Origin of the sequence: Limosilactobacillus portuensis, from assembly GCF_028607025.1 — a bacterium.
Taxonomy (GTDB): Bacteria; Bacillota; Bacilli; order Lactobacillales; family Lactobacillaceae; genus Limosilactobacillus; species Limosilactobacillus portuensis.
Genome location: NZ_CP117296.1, coordinates 1,459,184 through 1,476,024, shown reverse-complemented (window position 1 = coordinate 1,476,024; position 16,841 = coordinate 1,459,184). Strand labels below are relative to the sequence as shown.

Annotated in this window: 20 protein-coding genes; all 20 read left to right on the top strand. The window is 41.3% G+C overall.

The window, feature by feature from the left end:
• Positions 1-2 precede the first annotated feature (2 nt).
• The 20 genes from PRK60_RS07550 (at position 3) to PRK60_RS07455 (ending at position 16,839) form a co-directional block, all read left to right on the top strand.
• Complete coding sequence (locus PRK60_RS07550) at positions 3-1,154, top strand: phage minor capsid protein (protein ID WP_273645905.1); 1,152 nt, start codon at positions 3-5, stop codon at positions 1,152-1,154.
• Between the two features lie 333 nt (positions 1,155-1,487).
• The gene (locus PRK60_RS07545; RefSeq protein WP_273645904.1) at positions 1,488-2,060 is read left to right on the top strand and encodes a phage scaffolding protein; all 573 of its coding nucleotides are present in this window, start codon (positions 1,488-1,490) and stop codon (positions 2,058-2,060) included.
• A gap of 18 nt (positions 2,061-2,078) precedes the next feature.
• Entirely contained in the window at positions 2,079-2,945 is an 867-nt protein-coding gene (locus tag PRK60_RS07540; RefSeq protein ID WP_102168117.1) for a capsid protein, read from the top strand.
• A gap of 86 nt (positions 2,946-3,031) precedes the next feature.
• The gene (locus PRK60_RS07535) at positions 3,032-3,157 is read left to right on the top strand and encodes a hypothetical protein (RefSeq protein ID WP_273645903.1); all 126 of its coding nucleotides are present in this window, start codon (positions 3,032-3,034) and stop codon (positions 3,155-3,157) included.
• On the top strand, positions 3,157-3,582 hold the full coding sequence (locus PRK60_RS07530) for a head-tail connector protein (RefSeq protein WP_273645902.1): 426 nt from the start codon (positions 3,157-3,159) through the stop codon (positions 3,580-3,582). Before PRK60_RS07535 ends, PRK60_RS07530 begins: the two co-directional genes overlap by 1 nt.
• Positions 3,563-3,910 carry a putative minor capsid protein gene (locus PRK60_RS07525; RefSeq protein ID WP_273645901.1) on the top strand — a complete coding sequence of 116 codons (348 nt, stop codon included), beginning with the start codon at positions 3,563-3,565 and terminating at the stop codon, positions 3,908-3,910. The genes PRK60_RS07530 and PRK60_RS07525 overlap by 20 nt, the downstream gene beginning before the upstream one ends.
• A complete protein-coding gene (locus PRK60_RS07520) occupies positions 3,910-4,287 on the top strand; it encodes a minor capsid protein (protein ID WP_273645900.1) in 378 nt (125 codons plus the stop codon). Before PRK60_RS07525 ends, PRK60_RS07520 begins: the two co-directional genes overlap by 1 nt.
• A complete protein-coding gene (locus PRK60_RS07515) occupies positions 4,287-4,685 on the top strand; it encodes a phage tail terminator protein (protein ID WP_273645899.1) in 399 nt (132 codons plus the stop codon). Before PRK60_RS07520 ends, PRK60_RS07515 begins: the two co-directional genes overlap by 1 nt.
• A 16-nt stretch (positions 4,686-4,701) precedes the next feature.
• Positions 4,702-5,286, top strand: coding sequence for a phage tail tube protein (locus PRK60_RS07510; RefSeq protein WP_316243089.1), 585 nt, complete (start codon positions 4,702-4,704; stop codon positions 5,284-5,286).
• A gap of 54 nt (positions 5,287-5,340) precedes the next feature.
• Complete coding sequence (locus PRK60_RS07505; RefSeq protein WP_273645898.1) at positions 5,341-5,841, top strand: hypothetical protein; 501 nt, start codon at positions 5,341-5,343, stop codon at positions 5,839-5,841.
• Complete coding sequence (locus PRK60_RS07500) at positions 5,798-6,451, top strand: Gp15 family bacteriophage protein (RefSeq protein ID WP_273645897.1); 654 nt, start codon at positions 5,798-5,800, stop codon at positions 6,449-6,451. The genes PRK60_RS07505 and PRK60_RS07500 overlap by 44 nt, the downstream gene beginning before the upstream one ends.
• Positions 6,452-6,468: 17 nt before the next feature.
• Entirely contained in the window at positions 6,469-10,965 is a 4,497-nt protein-coding gene (locus tag PRK60_RS07495) for a tape measure protein (protein WP_273645896.1), read from the top strand.
• Positions 10,965-11,783 (top strand): phage tail domain-containing protein, encoded by an 819-nt coding sequence (locus tag PRK60_RS07490; protein WP_273645895.1) that lies wholly within the window; start codon positions 10,965-10,967, stop codon positions 11,781-11,783. The genes PRK60_RS07495 and PRK60_RS07490 overlap by 1 nt, the downstream gene beginning before the upstream one ends.
• Positions 11,784-11,795: 12 nt before the next feature.
• Positions 11,796-13,472: a phage tail protein gene (locus tag PRK60_RS07485; RefSeq protein WP_273645894.1), complete on the top strand. Its 1,677-nt coding sequence runs from the start codon at positions 11,796-11,798 to the stop codon at positions 13,470-13,472.
• Complete coding sequence (locus PRK60_RS07480; RefSeq protein WP_102168127.1) at positions 13,441-13,632, top strand: hypothetical protein; 192 nt, start codon at positions 13,441-13,443, stop codon at positions 13,630-13,632. The genes PRK60_RS07485 and PRK60_RS07480 overlap by 32 nt, the downstream gene beginning before the upstream one ends.
• Positions 13,632-15,041: a DUF2479 domain-containing protein gene (locus tag PRK60_RS07475; RefSeq protein WP_273645893.1), complete on the top strand. Its 1,410-nt coding sequence runs from the start codon at positions 13,632-13,634 to the stop codon at positions 15,039-15,041. The genes PRK60_RS07480 and PRK60_RS07475 overlap by 1 nt, the downstream gene beginning before the upstream one ends.
• Positions 15,042-15,044: 3 nt before the next feature.
• A complete protein-coding gene (locus PRK60_RS07470) occupies positions 15,045-15,554 on the top strand; it encodes an Ig-like domain-containing protein (protein ID WP_273645892.1) in 510 nt (169 codons plus the stop codon).
• Positions 15,555-15,560: 6 nt separating this feature from the next.
• The gene (locus PRK60_RS07465; protein ID WP_273645330.1) at positions 15,561-16,019 is read left to right on the top strand and encodes a fibronectin type III domain-containing protein; all 459 of its coding nucleotides are present in this window, start codon (positions 15,561-15,563) and stop codon (positions 16,017-16,019) included.
• Between the two features lie 6 nt (positions 16,020-16,025).
• On the top strand, positions 16,026-16,451 hold the full coding sequence (locus PRK60_RS07460) for a hypothetical protein (RefSeq protein WP_273645891.1): 426 nt from the start codon (positions 16,026-16,028) through the stop codon (positions 16,449-16,451).
• Positions 16,452-16,467: 16 nt separating this feature from the next.
• Positions 16,468-16,839, top strand: coding sequence for a hypothetical protein (locus PRK60_RS07455; protein ID WP_148444710.1), 372 nt, complete (start codon positions 16,468-16,470; stop codon positions 16,837-16,839).
• The last annotated feature ends 2 nt before the right edge of the window (positions 16,840-16,841 follow it).

Genomic DNA, 16,841 nt, shown 5'->3' with positions numbered 1-16,841 from the left:
TCATGACCGCACGTGACGACTTCCAAAAAGCCGGTAATAAAATCATCGACCTTTACGAACAACTGCAATCACAGATATTTAACACGATTATTGACACGTTAAAGGCTGGAGATTACAAGCACGTTAGTAAAGATGATGTTGTTACTTGGCAGGCGAAACAGTTAGCTCAAATGGGAAAGCTTAATCAGCAAACTATGAAGCTAATTGCACATGCTGATGGCTTAAGTGAAAAAGCAATCAAGGACTTGATTAAGTTTCATGGTATTCAAGTAATCAATGAAGTTGATGGCGAGCTGCAAGAGGCAACAGGGCGAAAAGAACCAGTATCTAGTGACACCCAGAATGTTCTCACAGCCGTTGTGAGCCAAACTTGGTCTGATTTGAACAATAACATTAACGAATCATTAATCAGCCGTAATTATGGAGCTACGGCAACGACAAGGGTATATCGGCAGATACTTACTGAATCAACATTGGCAACGGTATCTGGTCTAATGACTCACCAAAAAGCTGTCGAAAGTGCGGTCTATCGTGCGGTTGATCGTGGTTTGCCTACAAGGCTAGTTGATAAAGCCGGTCATAACTGGAGCATTGAGGGTTATTCTCGAATGGTAATCAATACGACAGTTAATCGGACTTACAACGACTTACGACTTAGCAGGATGAGGGACTTTGATATGCACTTAGCATTGATGAGTAGCCACCCTAACAGTCGACCGGCTTGTGCTTGGATTCAAGGACACGTGGTTAACATCGTCCCACCTGAAAGCCCTGATTATAACGATAAATACGATAGTATCTATAATCACGGCTATGGAACACCAGCAGGAACCCAAGGGATTAATTGTCATCATCGACTGTTCCCGTTTGTTCCGGGTGTTAACGTGAATCATCAACCCCAATATGACCCCGAACAGGCGATTAAGAACGGAAAGATAGTTCAGAAACAACGAGCACGTGAACGGGCTATCAGAGACGCCAAGCACCGTCTAGTAGCTGCTAAAGAATTAGGCGATGAAGAACAAGTAACTAAGTGTAAAACGCTGATACGGGCACGACAGGCGAATATGCGAGAGTTTATCAAGCAAACGAACGAAAATCATAAAACGCCGATTCTTACCCGTGATTACAACAGAGAAAAAATAACGGAGTGATATTTATGGAAGAACACTTTGAAACGTATGACGGTGAAGAGAAGATGGATTTAATCAGTCCAATGATTAAAAAATGTTGAATTTAAAGGTAATGCTAATACTTTTGAAAAAATGAAATTCCACATTGATTTTGATTTACCAGTAATGGCTACTACTGAGAATTTGGAACTTATACCAAAGATAGTAAAAGCGATTGGTAATATTAAACTGGAAAAGATAACAAATTAGAAAATAATATTCGACCCGGACACGTCGTAAAACTGTCTTTTTGTTATGCAATCAATTCCCGGAGTTCGTAACTCCGTAAACAACTAACGTAAAGGAGAGATCGCAATGAAGCGTGACGATTTAAAGGAACAAGGACTTAATGAGACTCAGATTAATTTTGTAATGAGCCAAAATGGAAAAGATATTAATGCATTGAATGAAAAGATTACAAGTTTAACTAATGAACGTGATGGTTTGCAATCACAAATTGCTGACCGTGACAATCAGTTAAACGACTTGAAGAAGTCTGTTAAGGATAACGATGCATTAAAGGACCAGATTAAGCAGTTACAAGAAGATAACAAAACGGCAACACAAAAGTACCAAGATCAACTAGCAAGCCAAAGTAAGAGCTTCAAAATTGAAGGTGCATTGCGTGATGCCAAAGCGAAGAACATTAAGACCGTGCTTCCATTAATCGACACTGACAAAGTGAGCGTGAATAAAGATGGCTCATTGACCGGCTTATCAGAACAAATTGATGCCGTTAAGAAAGATAATAGTTATCTGTTTGACGCTGAACAGCCTAAGCCAAACATTTCATTAAGCAATGAATTTAATAACGGCAATGATGGTAACTCTGGTAGTGATGACATCGTGAATAATATCGCTCAACGAATGCAAGAAGCTAAGGATTAAAGAAAGAAGGAAAAATAAATGCTTGCACTAGATCAAAAAGACTTAAATGCAATTGATGAACAATTTGCAGCTGATTCTCAGATTTGGCAACCATTGACTGGTGGTGCTAAGTCGATTACTGCTGCTGATTTTACTGGAGTTCATACTGTACGAGTAAACAAGTTTTCAGGCTTTGTTGAAGCTGAAAAATATAACCGGAATGGTGATAATGCTCGGCATAACGTTAACGTTGAAAAGGAAACGTTTGACCTCACCCAAGAAGATTGGATCGGATATGACTTAGATCAACTTGATATGAGCGAAAACGGGGCTTATCAAGTAGCTAACGTTGTTCGTGAACACCAACGGTTAATTACCGTTCCTCATCGTGACAAGTTCGCTGCTCAAAAGATTTATGACACCGCTAAGAATGGTGGGAAGTTAGTTACTGACACAATTACTAGCGACAACGCTCTTGATGCCTATGATGACCTTGAACAATACATGATTGATAATGAAATTCCTGGTGGATATGTTATCTTTGCTTCTGCTGGATATTACCGGGCATTAAAGAACGCTAAGGGTGTTACTAAGAACTTCTCCACTAACACTCAACAAATTAATGGAATTGACCGGCGTGTTGGTCAACTTGACGGTGGGGTTCCTATTCTTACCTGTGCCAAGGACCGTATTTCAGGGCTAACTATTCCTGATAACGTTAACTTCATGGCAGTACCACTTTACGCATTAGCACCAATCGTTAAGTACGATACTGTCGATGTCCTTGATGCTTCTACTGACCGTTCTGGTTATCGGACAACCATTAAGGGATTGTCATACTACGACATTCTAGTATTTGACAATGCCAAGAAGGCTATTTATGTAGCAGCTTCCCCAAAAGCGTAACCCCGTCAACTGATAGTGGGACGACAAATGTTTCACCATCTAATCAAGGCGGGGAATCAGTCCCAACTTATGATCCAAATGGTAGCGTGAAGCCAACGACTGCTCAAACAGTAGATCAAATTAAGGCTTATATGGACGCTCACAGCTTGGCTTACACTTCAACAATGAGTAAGGATGATTTACTCAATGTAGTTAACGGTGGTGGTAAGTAATGGCTTATCCAGCACACCTAACATTCAGTGAATATTCCGATTTAGGCTATACAGCTTTTAAATCTGCCTCTGATTTTGATTCAATTGAGAAACAAGCTCAACGAGCAATTGATGGCGTGATTGATTATTACTATAACGATCACGATATTAGCCAAGACAAGAATTTGAAGCGAGTAGATGCCTATAAAGCGGCTATTTGCGAACAGATTGATTTTATTGTTGAAACAGGGATTACCTCCTCATATGTTAACGGGGATGACTTCAATAGTATTTCGATTGGCCGGCTGTCCTTACAACCAACTAACCATACATCAACAAACGGAATGATTCACGGTGTCTGTCGTGAAGCTTACCGTTTGTTAGCTCATTATGGTTTGCTTTATCGAGGCCGAGGGAGTGATTGGTATGTTGCCACGCATTCCTAAAAAGATGTGTAATCAATCCATCGTGCTTAAAGTGCCAACGGGCGAAGAGGACGATTACGGGAAGCAAAAGACTGTGGAACAAGTAATCAACAACGTGTTGGTTCAACCACAAACGATTTATTCAGGTTCAAATAACAGCCGGACAATCACAGCTAATGCGATTGTCTTTTTGTTTGCTGGTATTTCAGAGCCACTACCGAAGATTACTCCCGATTGGGTCGGAACTCACCTTAAATTTGAGGGACGAGACTACACGATTACTAATATTGTGGATAATCGAGAGCCTTACAGTAATAAGGTGTATTCGTATGAACTGGAGGTGCTGTGATGAGTGTACGAGTTAGTTATAACGGCAAAAAGCTAGCCGAAATATTTAGTCAAGCTAACCTAGAAAAAGCTAACTATGTTGTTGCAAACCAAGCCATGCAGGATATGGACCAGTTTGTACCATACAAACAGGGTCACCTAGCCGGTTCGGCTCATATTAGTGGTAATAAACAAACAATTGTTTATGATGAGCCGTATGCTAAGGCACAGTTCTATGGATTTATTACTAACTACAAGACCGGTCAACAATCACGGATTCGTAATTACACTCGTTCAGAACACCCGCAAGCGTCACGGCGTTGGGATCTACGAGCCAAGAACTTATATATGAATCGCTGGCTGAATAAAGTTAATGATTCATTATTAGGAGGTCACTAATGGATTTAAAAGAACGAGTTAAAGACTCAATTAATTCACTAGCCTTACCGCTTAAATGCTTGCTCGGCTACTTGAATGGTAAGCATGACCCAGAGCTTCGTTTGCAAATGTTACCGGGTTCTAATGTGATTGAGCGTGATTATGCTGGTAATAAGACTGAGCAATACCTCATGGAAGTAATCATGCGAGGTAGTGATGAAGGATTGATTAATCAAGTGCTATGGCAGATTGCCAACGTACTTGGCGATAACGATTTTAGAGTCATCTCAAAAGATGGCTCTTTTGTTTTCTCAACGTTAGAGATTGCTTCGTTCCCGCACCCAGCAATGGCTGATACTACTGGAACAGTAACATATGTTTTTGATTTTAAAATTACGGTTGATACTTTTGAAAAATAAGAAAGAAGGATAAATTATGGCTGATGAAAATACAACTCCAACAAGTGCAGCAGGAACAGCGGGTAATGTAGTACCACAACCTGCTGGCACGACAACGAACAGCAATTCTCTAGCAGGTGACGATACTGCACCTACTAATATCGGTAAGTTCTTACTGAACTGGCAAAACAAGATTGAAATTGCTACCGATGGTTTAGATAACGTTAACGATATTACTAAGGCGGCATGGGCACGTTTAGCAGCTGGTATTAACAACCTAACCCCAGCTGAAAACGACACCACCGCTAACGATGAATATTACGATGGTGAAGGTTTTGGGACTTCAGACGTTACCTCTAAGCGTTACCAATTCACTGTTGCAGGTCACCGTGTCTATGGTGATAAGGCGCAAGACTACATTGCTTCTAAGATGTTAGAAATTGGTGACAACTTAAAGACTTTAATGCGGGTTACCTTTGCAGATGGTTCACAGGTATACGGGATTGTCACTCTAACTAACATTGTCCCAGCTGGTGGTCAACCAGGTGCTAAGCAAACATTCAGCTTTGTAGCCGTGTTCAACGGTAAGCCTAAGTTTGTTCCAGCAAGCGCTAATAAGTAGTAACTAAGAAACAACAGAGACGAGTCAAAGTGAGACGATAGGAGGATACATAAGATGTCTGCAATCAATATGGATTTAGATAAGCGATTCAAGTTTAATTTCAAGAGAAGTGTAATTATTGGTGGTAAAACCTATCACGTTACATTTAATGATGAAATGGATCGTGCTTTGCGTAATCTGCAATTAGAGATTTCTGACTTTTACAATAAACAGGTAGAAAGCTCCAAGGAATTTGAAGATGAAATGACTGTTGATCAACGCAAAAATTACCTTGAAGAACAGCAAAAAGCATTACTTAGCGATGTGTTTGATGCACTAGATGATGTACTTGGTGTTAAAGGTGCGGGTAAATCTATTTATGATTACTACGATCAACAATCATATGCACTGTTTAAGACGATCCAAGTTTTGCGTGAAACTAAGGAAAAACTTGATGGTACTAACGAAGCTCGCCAACGTGAAAAGCATGAAGCCCGTACTGCTCAATACACAGGTAAAAAGAAGCGGGTGAATGAACATGCTATCGCTAACAAGAAGCGAGAATCCAAGAAGTAACCCGACTGGCTTAAACAATGAGTTTGAGTATCAAGGCAAGACATACCCAATTGACCTCTCGTTTGATACGGTAATTAGTTTCTATCAGTTACTAGATGATGAACATTTTACCGCTGAGGAAAAGGTGTCAGTTGCCTTTGAAATGTTTTTTGGCTTTAAGCCACAAGACGCTGATTTCGCCGTTTCTGCCTTTGAGCAGATTAGCAATTACCTACGAGAACAACCGTATGGCAACGATAGTGAAGATGAATCTAGCTCAGATATGCAAGGCACCCCAACACCAGCCATAAAATACTATTCGTATACTCAAGATGCACAAGCCATTTACGCTAGTTTCCGTGAACAGTACGGCATTAACTTGCTTCAAGAGAAAGGAAAAATGCACTGGGACGAATTCAAGGCATTATTTGCTGGCCTGAATGATAAAACTTATATGAGTAGGATTATTCAAATTAGAATGCGAGATACCAGTGAATTAAAGGGTCAAGAACTAACTGATGCACTTAATGCAAAACAATATTACGAACTTAACGAGAATAGGACTGAAGAAGCCCGTGAACAACAATTCACGGGCTTTATGAATACTCTGAGAAATTGGGCGCAATCTTAACAAAAGGGGGGATATAAATGGCAGCAGACGGTACAGTCAACATTGACGTTGTTTTGCATAAGGATCAAGCACAACAGGCATCAAAAGAACTTGATCAAGTCCTTAAAGACACTGGTAAAAGTGCTGGTGACAAAGCTGAAAAGAACATTGAGAATAACGTTCAGAAAGCTTCTGAAAAGACGAAGGAAATGGTTACCAACATTAATAGGTGGACTGATGAAAAAGGCGTTATTCATATTGATGTTGAAAAACTACCAGCCGAAAAAGCCTTAGGCGATTTGGAAAAAAAGAGCAAGAAGCTCAGTGAAGAAAAGCCCAAAATAGAGCCTAAGGTTGACACCGATTCAGCCAACGAGAAACTTAACGGATTGCAAAAATCGGTCACTAAAATTCCCCAAAAAGTTAAGACTGAGTTAATCGCTCAAGCTAAAGAACAGGGTATTACTAACTTTGATCAGTTACTGAAAAAGATACCTAAAAAACAGCTCACTGAATTAATTGCTCAAGCACAACGTGGCGAAGTGATTAACTACGAGGAATTATTGAGAAAAGTTCCCGCAAGAATTATCACTGAAGCTAAGCTGAACGACAAGGCTTCACTCCCTATGCGTCAGTTACAGCAAGAAGCCAAGCAGACCACTAATAGTTTTGGGCGATTGAAAGATATGATCGCTGGTACCTTTATCGGTGGAATGGCGATTAATGGTATTCATGCAATCGGTAATGGATTAAAAGAAGCCGCTCGTGCTGGTATGGAATACAACGTTGAACAAGACCGAATGAAGACGGTTTGGACGGCGTTAACCACTGAAGCACCGAAAGATGGTAAAGTGCTGGTTAACTATATCAATGATATGGCTCAGCACTCTATCTATGCAGCAAGTACCATTGACCGAATGGCTCAATCGTTCTATCACGTTCATTCAAGCGTTAAAGAAACTAAAGATTGGACTAATGGCTTCATTCGTTTAGGTTCAACGCTCCATATGACCAATGACCAGTTAGCTGAAGCTGGTGAACAGTTCGCCAAGATCGTTGCTGGTGGTAAGGCTAACGCTGAAGATATGTCTGTCATGATTAACCGGTTCCCAATGTTTGGTGAAGCCTTGCAAAAAGCAACTGGTAAATCAATGAAGCAGTTGTACCAGTTATCAGCGCAAGGAAAACTAACAGCTGGTGATTTTGAAAAAGCTCTTGACTACTTAAGTAATAAGTACAAGAACTCAACTGAAGAAGCGATGACCTCATTCACTGGTATGCAAATGTATATCAAACAACGCTGGTCCGTTCTCTGGGGTGAGGTCATGAATACCTCATTCAAAGCTAACAAGCAGATGTCAAAAGATATTCGTGACTTGCTATCCGATGAGATGATTTCTCGTTATTCCAAGTTGCTAGGTAATGCAATCGGTACGATCATGGACGGTGCGGCTAAGCTATTAACCTATATTGGCAATCATAAAGACACTATCGTTGATTTAACGGGTAATCTTATTAAATTAGTTGCTATTATGGGTGATACGGTTTGGCAAGTATTCGGAGATTTCTTGCGAATCATTGGTACTATGTTTGGGCTTGTCGGAACGAATGGAAAACAGACGGTAGACGTTTTAACTCTGTTAGACAATCTTACTAAGGCAATAGTTTCTCACGAAGGAGCTGTTAGAGCTTTTACAGTTGCATTGATGGCAATGTTTGCTGTAAAGCGGATTTCTGAATTTGTCATGTGGATGGCAAAAGCTAGGGATGCAGTTCTTTCATTTGGCGTTGCTCAAAAAGCAGTTGATGCATTAGGTAGTAGCTCGGCGGGTCCACAATATTTAACACCGAATAGTGCTGAACAAAACGCTGGTCGTATGATGTTGCCACGACTTAACTCAGCTAGTGGTGCATTGGGTGTATTAAGAGCTAATAAAGCCGTCCCAATGCTAACTGCGGCCGCTGGAGTTGGTACTGAACTACTATCGAATCACAATACCGGTCAAAAAGTTGGCGGGTCTGTTGGCTCAGTAGCGGGTACTGCGTTAGGTGCCTTTGCTGGTTCATTTATGGGGCCAGGTGGAACAGCAGTTGGCGCAATGGCCGGTGAATGGCTTGGCAAGAAGATTGGTGAGGCTGCAGGTAATGCAGCTAATAAAGCCTTAAAAGGTCACTCAATAGTTGCTCATACTAAGATTAAGGTTGATGCCGATACGGAAGGTACCTCGAAAGCGATTCGCCCGGATCTTAATAAGATTACTCGTACTGTTATTAAAATGAGTGTCGATCCAAAAAGTATTGCGGATACTAAACAAAAGACTGACAAGCTTTATAGCGATATGAGCCGGTCTTTGAAGAAATATTATTCGGATAAGGAAGCTCGTTCCAAGAAGGATCTTGAACAGCTTGTTAAAGAAGGGGTTATCACTCAACAGCAAGCTAACAAGAAACTACAAGCTGAGAAAAAAGCTGACGATGCTCGTATTAAGCAAGAGCAGAAAACGCTTAGTACCATGCAGAAAGATACTAACAATCACTATAAAAAGTTAGAAAATATCGAAAACGGTGGCACTCAGAAACTTCAAGAAATAGCCCGTAAGTATGGTACTAATTCAAAGAAATATAATCAGGAACGAATTCGAGAACTTCAGAAAGAGAATCAGCGTTATACAAAAGTCTTAGTTCAGGATCAGATGAAAGCTGATAAGAAGATTAATGCCAGTGTCAAGAAAGGTGCCACTCAGCAAGAAAAAATCTATAAGGACTTAATCAAGAAAAAAGGTAAGTTAAGTCAACAAGATTTAAAGCAGACACAGCGTGACGCTAATAAGCAGTATCAAGCAACTGTCCGCCCAGCTCAAAAGGCTAGAGATGAAGTTGTTAAAGCTGCTAAGCAGAAGTACCGAGAAACTGTTAAAACGGCTGAACGGGAATACAAAGAGAATCACACCATTAGCAGAAAGCAGTATGAAAATATTGTTGATAATGCTAAGAAACAACGTGACGGCTCTGTTAGAGAAGCTGACCGTCAATACGACTCAGTAACAAAGACCGCCCGTGAACAGCACCGTAAAGTTTCAAGAGAAATTGAAGACCAAAAGAATGAAGTTAATCGGTCTGCAATGGACCAAGCTACTGGGCATATCACAGCTTCACAAACTGAAATGCAAGGCGTTAATAGCAATTATTCTTCAGGTTATAGCCGTGCTGGTGGAATATGGAATAAGTTCCTTAACGGTGTTAAAGGCGTGCTGAAGTTTTTCCAACAAAGCACTAACAATATGCCAAACGTTCCTACAGGATATGCAACTGGTACCGGTGCTTTGATGAACAATCAACTAGCAATGGTTGGTGAAGAAGGATTTGAACTTGCACATACCCCAACAGGCTATGAAATCTATGGTGCAAATGGTCCTGAATTACGTTACCTATCTGCGGGTACTTCAATTCTGACTCACGAACAGTCAAAAGCTGCAATGCTAATGAATGGTGGTAAGTTGCCGGGTTATGCAAAAGGTACTGGTGCTAAGGTGGCTGATTTTGTTGATGATGTTAAAGATGGTGCTGAAGATGCTCTTGACCTATTAGGTAAGGGTATTAGTGAGATATGGGACTGGTTAAAGCAAAAGACAGGTCTTGATAGTATGCTAAGCTCTCAGCCATCGTTTGGTGGTGTTAAGCGTACAACTCACGGAACGTTTGATTATGCTAAAGACGCTATTGGAAAATTCATCAAAAAGATGGCCGACAAATTCATGGAAACTATGGGTGGCGGTTCAGTTAGTGCTGAAATGATTGAAGCAGCCGCTAAATTGATGCATGTTGATGTTAGCGCTGGTGATATATCTCATATTCTGAATGTTATTCAACATGAATCTGGAGGTCGAGCTAACGCTGTTAATAACTGGGACAGTAATGCGAAAGCTGGGCACCCATCAAAAGGGGTTCTGCAATTTATTGAGCCAACGTTTATGCATTATGCAATGCCTGGTCATACAAATATTCTTAGCCCATTAGACCAGTTACTAGCAATGTTCAACGATACTACTTGGCGTTCTGATCTAACTCTTGGCGGTTGGGGGCCGACAGGTGGTCGTCGTTTTGCTAATGGTGGTTGGGCTGATAAGTTCTCTATCTTTGGTGAAGTACCGGGTGAACCTGAAGTTGCGATTAATCCAGCCCGTGATAGTTCAGAAGGTCATATTGCCGAAGCCATCGAAGCACGGGCCAAAATTAACCCGAATGGCTTTGCCGGCACTCTTAGCAAGCTGATTGAATCTGCCAAGAATAGCGCTAATAATTTAGTGCCGGTTATCAATCAGGGAACTAATCAAGTACGAACCGCTAGTTCTGTGGCTAGTCGTTCGACAAAGATTGACGGTAATCTAAACGTTGTCATGAATGTTGATAGTAAGACAATCGGTCACCTTACCTACGCTACTTGGCGAGCAATCAGAAGTCATGAAATCAATATTCAAGCTAACGGTGGCGCTATTCCTGTTGGAGGTGCTCAACCACTGGGAGGTGTTTATTAGTGAGTACAATAATTTTTCAAAAACTCGATGGGACTATTTTTGATTTAGATCAGCTTGGTTTCCGGGTAAAGAAGTTTGATGTACCAACGACTAACTACAATTACAACTACCAGCAAGTCGGGCAGTACGGAGCCTTAATGACTGGTGTTCAAGCCCAACAGCTAGTTATCCCGTTAACTTTGAATGTGTTGGCAATTGATTCTAACGACTTGTTTCTGCAACGAATGAAACTTAATCGAATGCTCCAAAGTCATGAAGCATTCTATGTTTATGACACCGCTAATAAAGAAATTCGTTGGAAGGTTTATGCTGAACCAGTTAGCGTTAGCCGTGATAATTCATTTTGGCGGGCATCTAACGTGCAGATTAACTTAGACTGCCCGACCGGATATGCCGAGAGTTCTTACACCACCCAAGAGTTTGATAAAGAGACTGGTAAAGGAATTGGTTTAGGTATGGGACTATTTCGTAATGAATGGCAATATACCTTTACTAATCAAAGTGATTTTGAGTTCCTCAACGCCGGGATTATCAAACTTACGGCAGAAGAACATCCGGTTAAGATTGAGTTTCAAGGCACCGCTTCAAATGGTATTACGCTGACTAATCAGACAACGGGACAATCATTTCAATATAAAAACGCCCTCACAGCTAACGATAAGCTAACTATTGAGGGTGTAATGCCAACGGTTAACGGTACGCAAAATTATGATGCTGGTAATCATGGCTTCTTAGATTTTGCAACGGGAGTTAACAAGCTACACCTTGATGGTGCTAGTAACTTCACGATTAAGTTTGATACACGGTTTTATTACTAGGGGGATGATCACGTGCTTAGTTTACCAATTCGCTCACCAGCTGGGAATGTAACAGCAGTACATGCTTATGATGTAGCCGTTACTGATACGTTAAAATCGTATCCGACACTTAACTTCAGTTTTATTGCCAATGAGGATAATGAAGTAGCTGAAAAGATGATTGCTCCTCGGGCAATTATTACTGACCCGACAACAGGTCAACAATACCGCATTGCTACTTCTAACCCCGTACCAACGAATAAATACCGAGTATATGCCGTGACAACTATTCATATTGCTCATGACTTACACGATTTATATTTAGATAACACAATCACAGGTAGTCAATCATTAAAGGCTTGCTGTGATTTTTTAGTATCAGGAAGTAAGTTCAGTTATTCAATTGACGGTAACATTAGCGACCATGATTTTGGCTCTGATACCTTAGGCAATGCACATGGTGATGATGTACTGAGTTCAATTGCTGAAGCTTTTGGCATTGAGTTCTGGTTCGACAACACGACAATTCATTTAGCAACCAAGATTGGTAAAGACAACTCATTTGTCTTTATTGACAAGGTTAACGCTTCAAAGATTCAAGTTAGCGAGGACTACACCACAATCGAAACAGCCATTAAGGGAACTGGTAAAGAGATTGAGCAAGACAACACAGGCGGTGATTCCGGTGGTGGTAGTGGAGCAGTAGCTTCATTTGCTCGTCAGTATGCCGGAACACCTTATGTCTGGGGTGGTAATACACCAAGTGGCTGGGATTGTTCCGGTTTTGTCGCTTATGTCTACAATCATTTTGGTATTCCGATGCATCAACCGACTACTTACGAAGAGTATCAAGGCCAAGTAGTTGGTCCGCCTTATCAAGAGGGCGATATGCTCTTTTGGGGTGCGAGAGGCTCAACCTACCATGTTGCATTAGCTCTTGATAGTAACACGCTTGAAATGGCAGCTAACCCAGAACGGGGAACGGTTATTCAAGCAATTAATGCGTGGCCACCTGCTTTTGGTGTAAGAAATGCACAGATGGCAGCAAAGGTTCAAGGTAATAGTGATTCTGATGATTCGTCAACAACTGATACGACTGACCAGCCGCCGCAATATACCTGTCAGGGCGAATATGATAGTCCGATGGCAGCAGATGATAAGTGGGACAAAATCTGGGCGGACCCGTTTACTAGTGACACCATCACAGATGAGAATGCCTTAAAAGATGCCATGAAGGCTCAACTCCACGATTACCCGGATGTTCAGTACACAATGGATTGGGTAAGTTTTAAAAATAATCTGAGTGGAATTAATAACGAAATTGCAATTGGTAACAATGGCTGGTTACGTGACCGCTTTGGAATTGACGTGAATGTGCGTATTCAGAGCTTCACTCAGTATAAGGACCCGACGACCACTCAAACCGATACCATCACATTTGGCAATAAGATTTTTGGCCCTGATGAATGGAGTAATCGAGATAGTGCCGCAAGAACGGCTATTCATAGTGGTAACGGTAGTAGTGGTAGTAAGTCACACGAAATTAATCCACCAGTTACTGCTGATGATATCCCTACTAATGGAGTACAACTGCGCTCTCCTAACGGGAAAGTCTACACCTTAACTGCTGGTGACGATGGCAAATTAAAGTTGAGTACGGAAGAAGGGGAAGATACAAATGGCGATAAAGGACAGACTACACATTCATGACTTGTCGCTAGACGGTCAAGAACTGCGTAAACAGTTAATTGAGAACTTTACAATCATTGGTGATGCTATTGACGGCTTAGATAAGAAACAAAATAATCTGACCGGTACTTTAGGATTGAGCGATGAAGCATTAAACCAACTAGGAGGAGGTGAGAAATAGTGGCAACACAATTAGCAAAATTAAATCAATATATTCCGGTGGACTTATTACGTGATCAAGATGAAACGATTGATATTACAGATAAGTTTAAGGGACGTGTTGGTGATGTTGATAGCTATATCAAGCTGTGGGTGTACTCAAATTCACTTCCACAAGATATGACTGGTTGGCGAGTTCTGTTTCAAGGTACTGATTTTCAGCACAATGATTTTCGGTCATATATGAAGATGGACGATTCACAACAGCTTGATATGATTAAGACCGGGCGGATTACCCTTTACTTTGATGCGAACATTTTTCAATGTGACGGTCAATGGGAACAAGCATATTTCAGCTTTATCAGTCCTGACGGCAAGATTGTATCAACCGTTAATATTCTATTAGTAGTCATGGGGAGTAACTTCTACGCTCGCATGGGAAAACATGCTAAGTCGGTTATTGATGAGTTCAACGATATTTTGAAGAAGCTTCAAGATGAAGCTGATGTTGATACTAAGCAACTAAAGAAAATTGTTGACGATACTAATAAAATGTTGACTGAGCTTGGTGATGATACTAAGCAACAATTTCTTGAATGGTTAGCGAAGTATAAGCAATCACTACAAGATGCCTTAGCAGCCGTTGATGATCCTAAAGAAGGATTAATGACGAAGTATTCATCGCTGCTAACGATGGCGAAGCAGATTCAAGAGATTCTTAAACAAGCCCAATTCCATGACCGGCCATTCCACTTTGCTACCGTTAGTGCTATGCAGAAGTACACAGCGTTAATGGACGGTGACCTTGCAATCACACATGGTTGGGACAATTACGATGATGGTCATGGGGCTTACTGGAATATTCGGGTTAAGCATAAGGACGAAACGCCGGATGAGCAGAACGTTATTAGCATTAATACTGATATGGGCTTAGTTGCGGAACGGAACTCATCCTTGTTGAGTGCGGACAGCCTGGAAGACTTCCTCTATGGCTACACGATTGAGATTAAGCATAATCAATGCGAACACCCACTACGTCCAGCAGTGCTGTACTACGAGGACGCTATCGGGACTGAACGGGATGGCTTGGGAAAGACCAGTCATGGTTTCGGGCAAACAAACACCAAGCTGATTAATTGCATTGCGGAGTACCCCGATGCAAACACGATTAAGGTTAAGATTCCCCGGAACTTCTATCTTGATGCCGTACCGCACTATAAGTTTGGCGCTTGGTATCTGATTGATGGTAACCGGACGATCAAGGTTGACTTGGGAATGCCAATTGATGACACTAAAGCCCAAGCAGGTGATGGAGAAGGTAATTCTTACCTATCACCGAATACGGGTTACTTCTCAAAGCCAACGAGTCCAACCGACCTCCGGGCGGTCTACATTGATGAACACACACAAAGATTATTGTGGAGGGATTAGTTAATGAAATACTATATTTATCAAGGAACAGGAACGGACGGTGAACTGACGAAGATTGCCGAAGTTGAGGACAAGAAAGAATACACCGTTACTGGTTTAACAGCTAACTCAACTTATCGCTTCGCTGTAAGTTCCTATAATGGTTTGCGAGAAAGTGCTAAGTCGAACGTGATCACGGTTAAGACAAGTGCTATTCCGGTTCAAAGTATTACCTTGGCAATTGATAAGACAGCACTTGAAGTTGGTGGAACCGCTAAGGTTACCGTTACGATTACCCAAGCTAATGAAACTGACGGTGCAGCAGTATTGACCTCATCAAACCCGCAAGTGGCAACGGTTGATGGTGCGGGGAACGTCAAAGCAATTGCTCCAGGGACGGCAACCATTACCGCAAAGATTGGCGAAAAGGTTTCTAACGTGATTAGCTTAACGGTTTACGAAGCGCTGGTTAACGTGAATAATTTAGCTGCTAAGAACGTTACTGCTAATAGTGTTGACCTAAGTTGGGACTGATGATGAATGCAGTATCGAATCAGGAATGGCGACCAGCTAATTGCTACGGTAAGCAATAAGCAGTATCAAGTAACGGGATTAACTCCCAACACTGCTTATAATTTGTCAGTGGCGTCCTTTAATGGCTTCCGTGAAAGTCCAAGGGCAAATCTGACGGTTAAAACTCGGGGGATTCAAGTTAAGGTGCCAGTTAGCTTAACTGCTGGGACAACGGTGTCATTAGTCTACCTTGAATATGCATTAGGGTTAGTCCCAATTGGGACGGAACCCAAGGGTATGTTCGGTGGTGGCAATCGACAAATTATCCCAGCAAAAGTGGCTAGCTCGACTAATGGGATGAGTACGATTGAGATCACTAATAGCTTTAACTTGATGAGTGACGGGTTAACAATGAAACAACTACCAGACAAGAGCTTTGGAGTCTTTGAGGGCTACAAGGCTCTTTACTATAAGGGAAAGGAATGATAATTAATGGCAATAACAGCAAAAGATATTGCAAGCATCTTTACTGGTATGGACTTAGGTGCAGAAAAGATTGCTGAAAACTTTAACAAACTACTTGAAGAGAATATTGGTCAAGACAATCAATTAGACACGTTGAATAGTAATACACTGCAAATTGGCAACTTTATTGGGAAAGATAATCCTGATCTTAATAATGTCAGTGCGGGAGTGCATAATTTTGGCTTTTGGAGTGATAGCACGGTGCCAGCGAATAGTAATTGGCCTAAAGCAATGCAAAACACAACTGCATGGGGCTACCTTATCCAGCTGGGAAATAGCAACGGCGTTAACACACAGTTAATTTTTAGCAGTGGTGGCTGGATGTTCATGCGACTTCATGTTGGCGGTGTATGGGACAAATGGACAGTCGTACAAACTAAGTATGAATCATAAAAGGAGGTAAAGTAAGATGAAAGCATTTATGTATGATCAACATTACGGGTATCAATTAGCTGAAATTGAAGTTGCAGATGCTAACAATTTACCGCCATATACGACAACGGTAGCGCCAGATCCAACCAAGAGCTATCAAAAGTTCAATGGCACTGAGTGGGTTGGCGGAATGGACGATGCAACATTCCAGCAACAAGTGGAAGCCACAATTCAGCAACAGCAAGCTAACATTAAACCAAGTGAAAGTGCACAGGCTATGAATACCCTTGGTTTACAAGTTGCGTCATTAACAGCTGAAAATAAGCAATTAAAGCAGTCAATTAATCAGCTAGGCTTGCAGTTAGCACAGTTAACCATGAAAGATAAGAAAGAAAATGGAGGTAACTAATT

What these genes read in the sequence shown, in the direction of transcription:
- PRK60_RS07545 (WP_273645904.1), top strand. Translation starts at nt 1,488, where the DNA reads ATGAAGCGTGACGATTTAAAGGAACAAGGACTTAATGAGACTCAGATT.
- PRK60_RS07525 (WP_273645901.1), top strand. Translation starts at nt 3,563, where the DNA reads ATGTTGCCACGCATTCCTAAAAAGATGTGTAATCAATCCATCGTGCTT.
- PRK60_RS07530 (WP_273645902.1), top strand. Translation starts at nt 3,157, where the DNA reads ATGGCTTATCCAGCACACCTAACATTCAGTGAATATTCCGATTTAGGC.
- PRK60_RS07500 (WP_273645897.1), top strand. Translation starts at nt 5,798, where the DNA reads ATGAACATGCTATCGCTAACAAGAAGCGAGAATCCAAGAAGTAACCCG.
- PRK60_RS07455 (WP_148444710.1), top strand. Translation starts at nt 16,468, where the DNA reads ATGAAAGCATTTATGTATGATCAACATTACGGGTATCAATTAGCTGAA.
- PRK60_RS07470 (WP_273645892.1), top strand. Translation starts at nt 15,045, where the DNA reads ATGAAATACTATATTTATCAAGGAACAGGAACGGACGGTGAACTGACG.
- PRK60_RS07510 (WP_316243089.1), top strand. Translation starts at nt 4,702, where the DNA reads ATGGCTGATGAAAATACAACTCCAACAAGTGCAGCAGGAACAGCGGGT.
- PRK60_RS07465 (WP_273645330.1), top strand. Translation starts at nt 15,561, where the DNA reads ATGCAGTATCGAATCAGGAATGGCGACCAGCTAATTGCTACGGTAAGC.
- PRK60_RS07550 (WP_273645905.1), top strand. Translation starts at nt 3, where the DNA reads ATGACCGCACGTGACGACTTCCAAAAAGCCGGTAATAAAATCATCGAC.
- PRK60_RS07520 (WP_273645900.1), top strand. Translation starts at nt 3,910, where the DNA reads ATGAGTGTACGAGTTAGTTATAACGGCAAAAAGCTAGCCGAAATATTT.
- PRK60_RS07515 (WP_273645899.1), top strand. Translation starts at nt 4,287, where the DNA reads ATGGATTTAAAAGAACGAGTTAAAGACTCAATTAATTCACTAGCCTTA.
- PRK60_RS07505 (WP_273645898.1), top strand. Translation starts at nt 5,341, where the DNA reads ATGTCTGCAATCAATATGGATTTAGATAAGCGATTCAAGTTTAATTTC.
- PRK60_RS07540 (WP_102168117.1), top strand. Translation starts at nt 2,079, where the DNA reads ATGCTTGCACTAGATCAAAAAGACTTAAATGCAATTGATGAACAATTT.
- PRK60_RS07480 (WP_102168127.1), top strand. Translation starts at nt 13,441, where the DNA reads ATGGCGATAAAGGACAGACTACACATTCATGACTTGTCGCTAGACGGT.
- PRK60_RS07460 (WP_273645891.1), top strand. Translation starts at nt 16,026, where the DNA reads ATGGCAATAACAGCAAAAGATATTGCAAGCATCTTTACTGGTATGGAC.
- PRK60_RS07495 (WP_273645896.1), top strand. Translation starts at nt 6,469, where the DNA reads ATGGCAGCAGACGGTACAGTCAACATTGACGTTGTTTTGCATAAGGAT.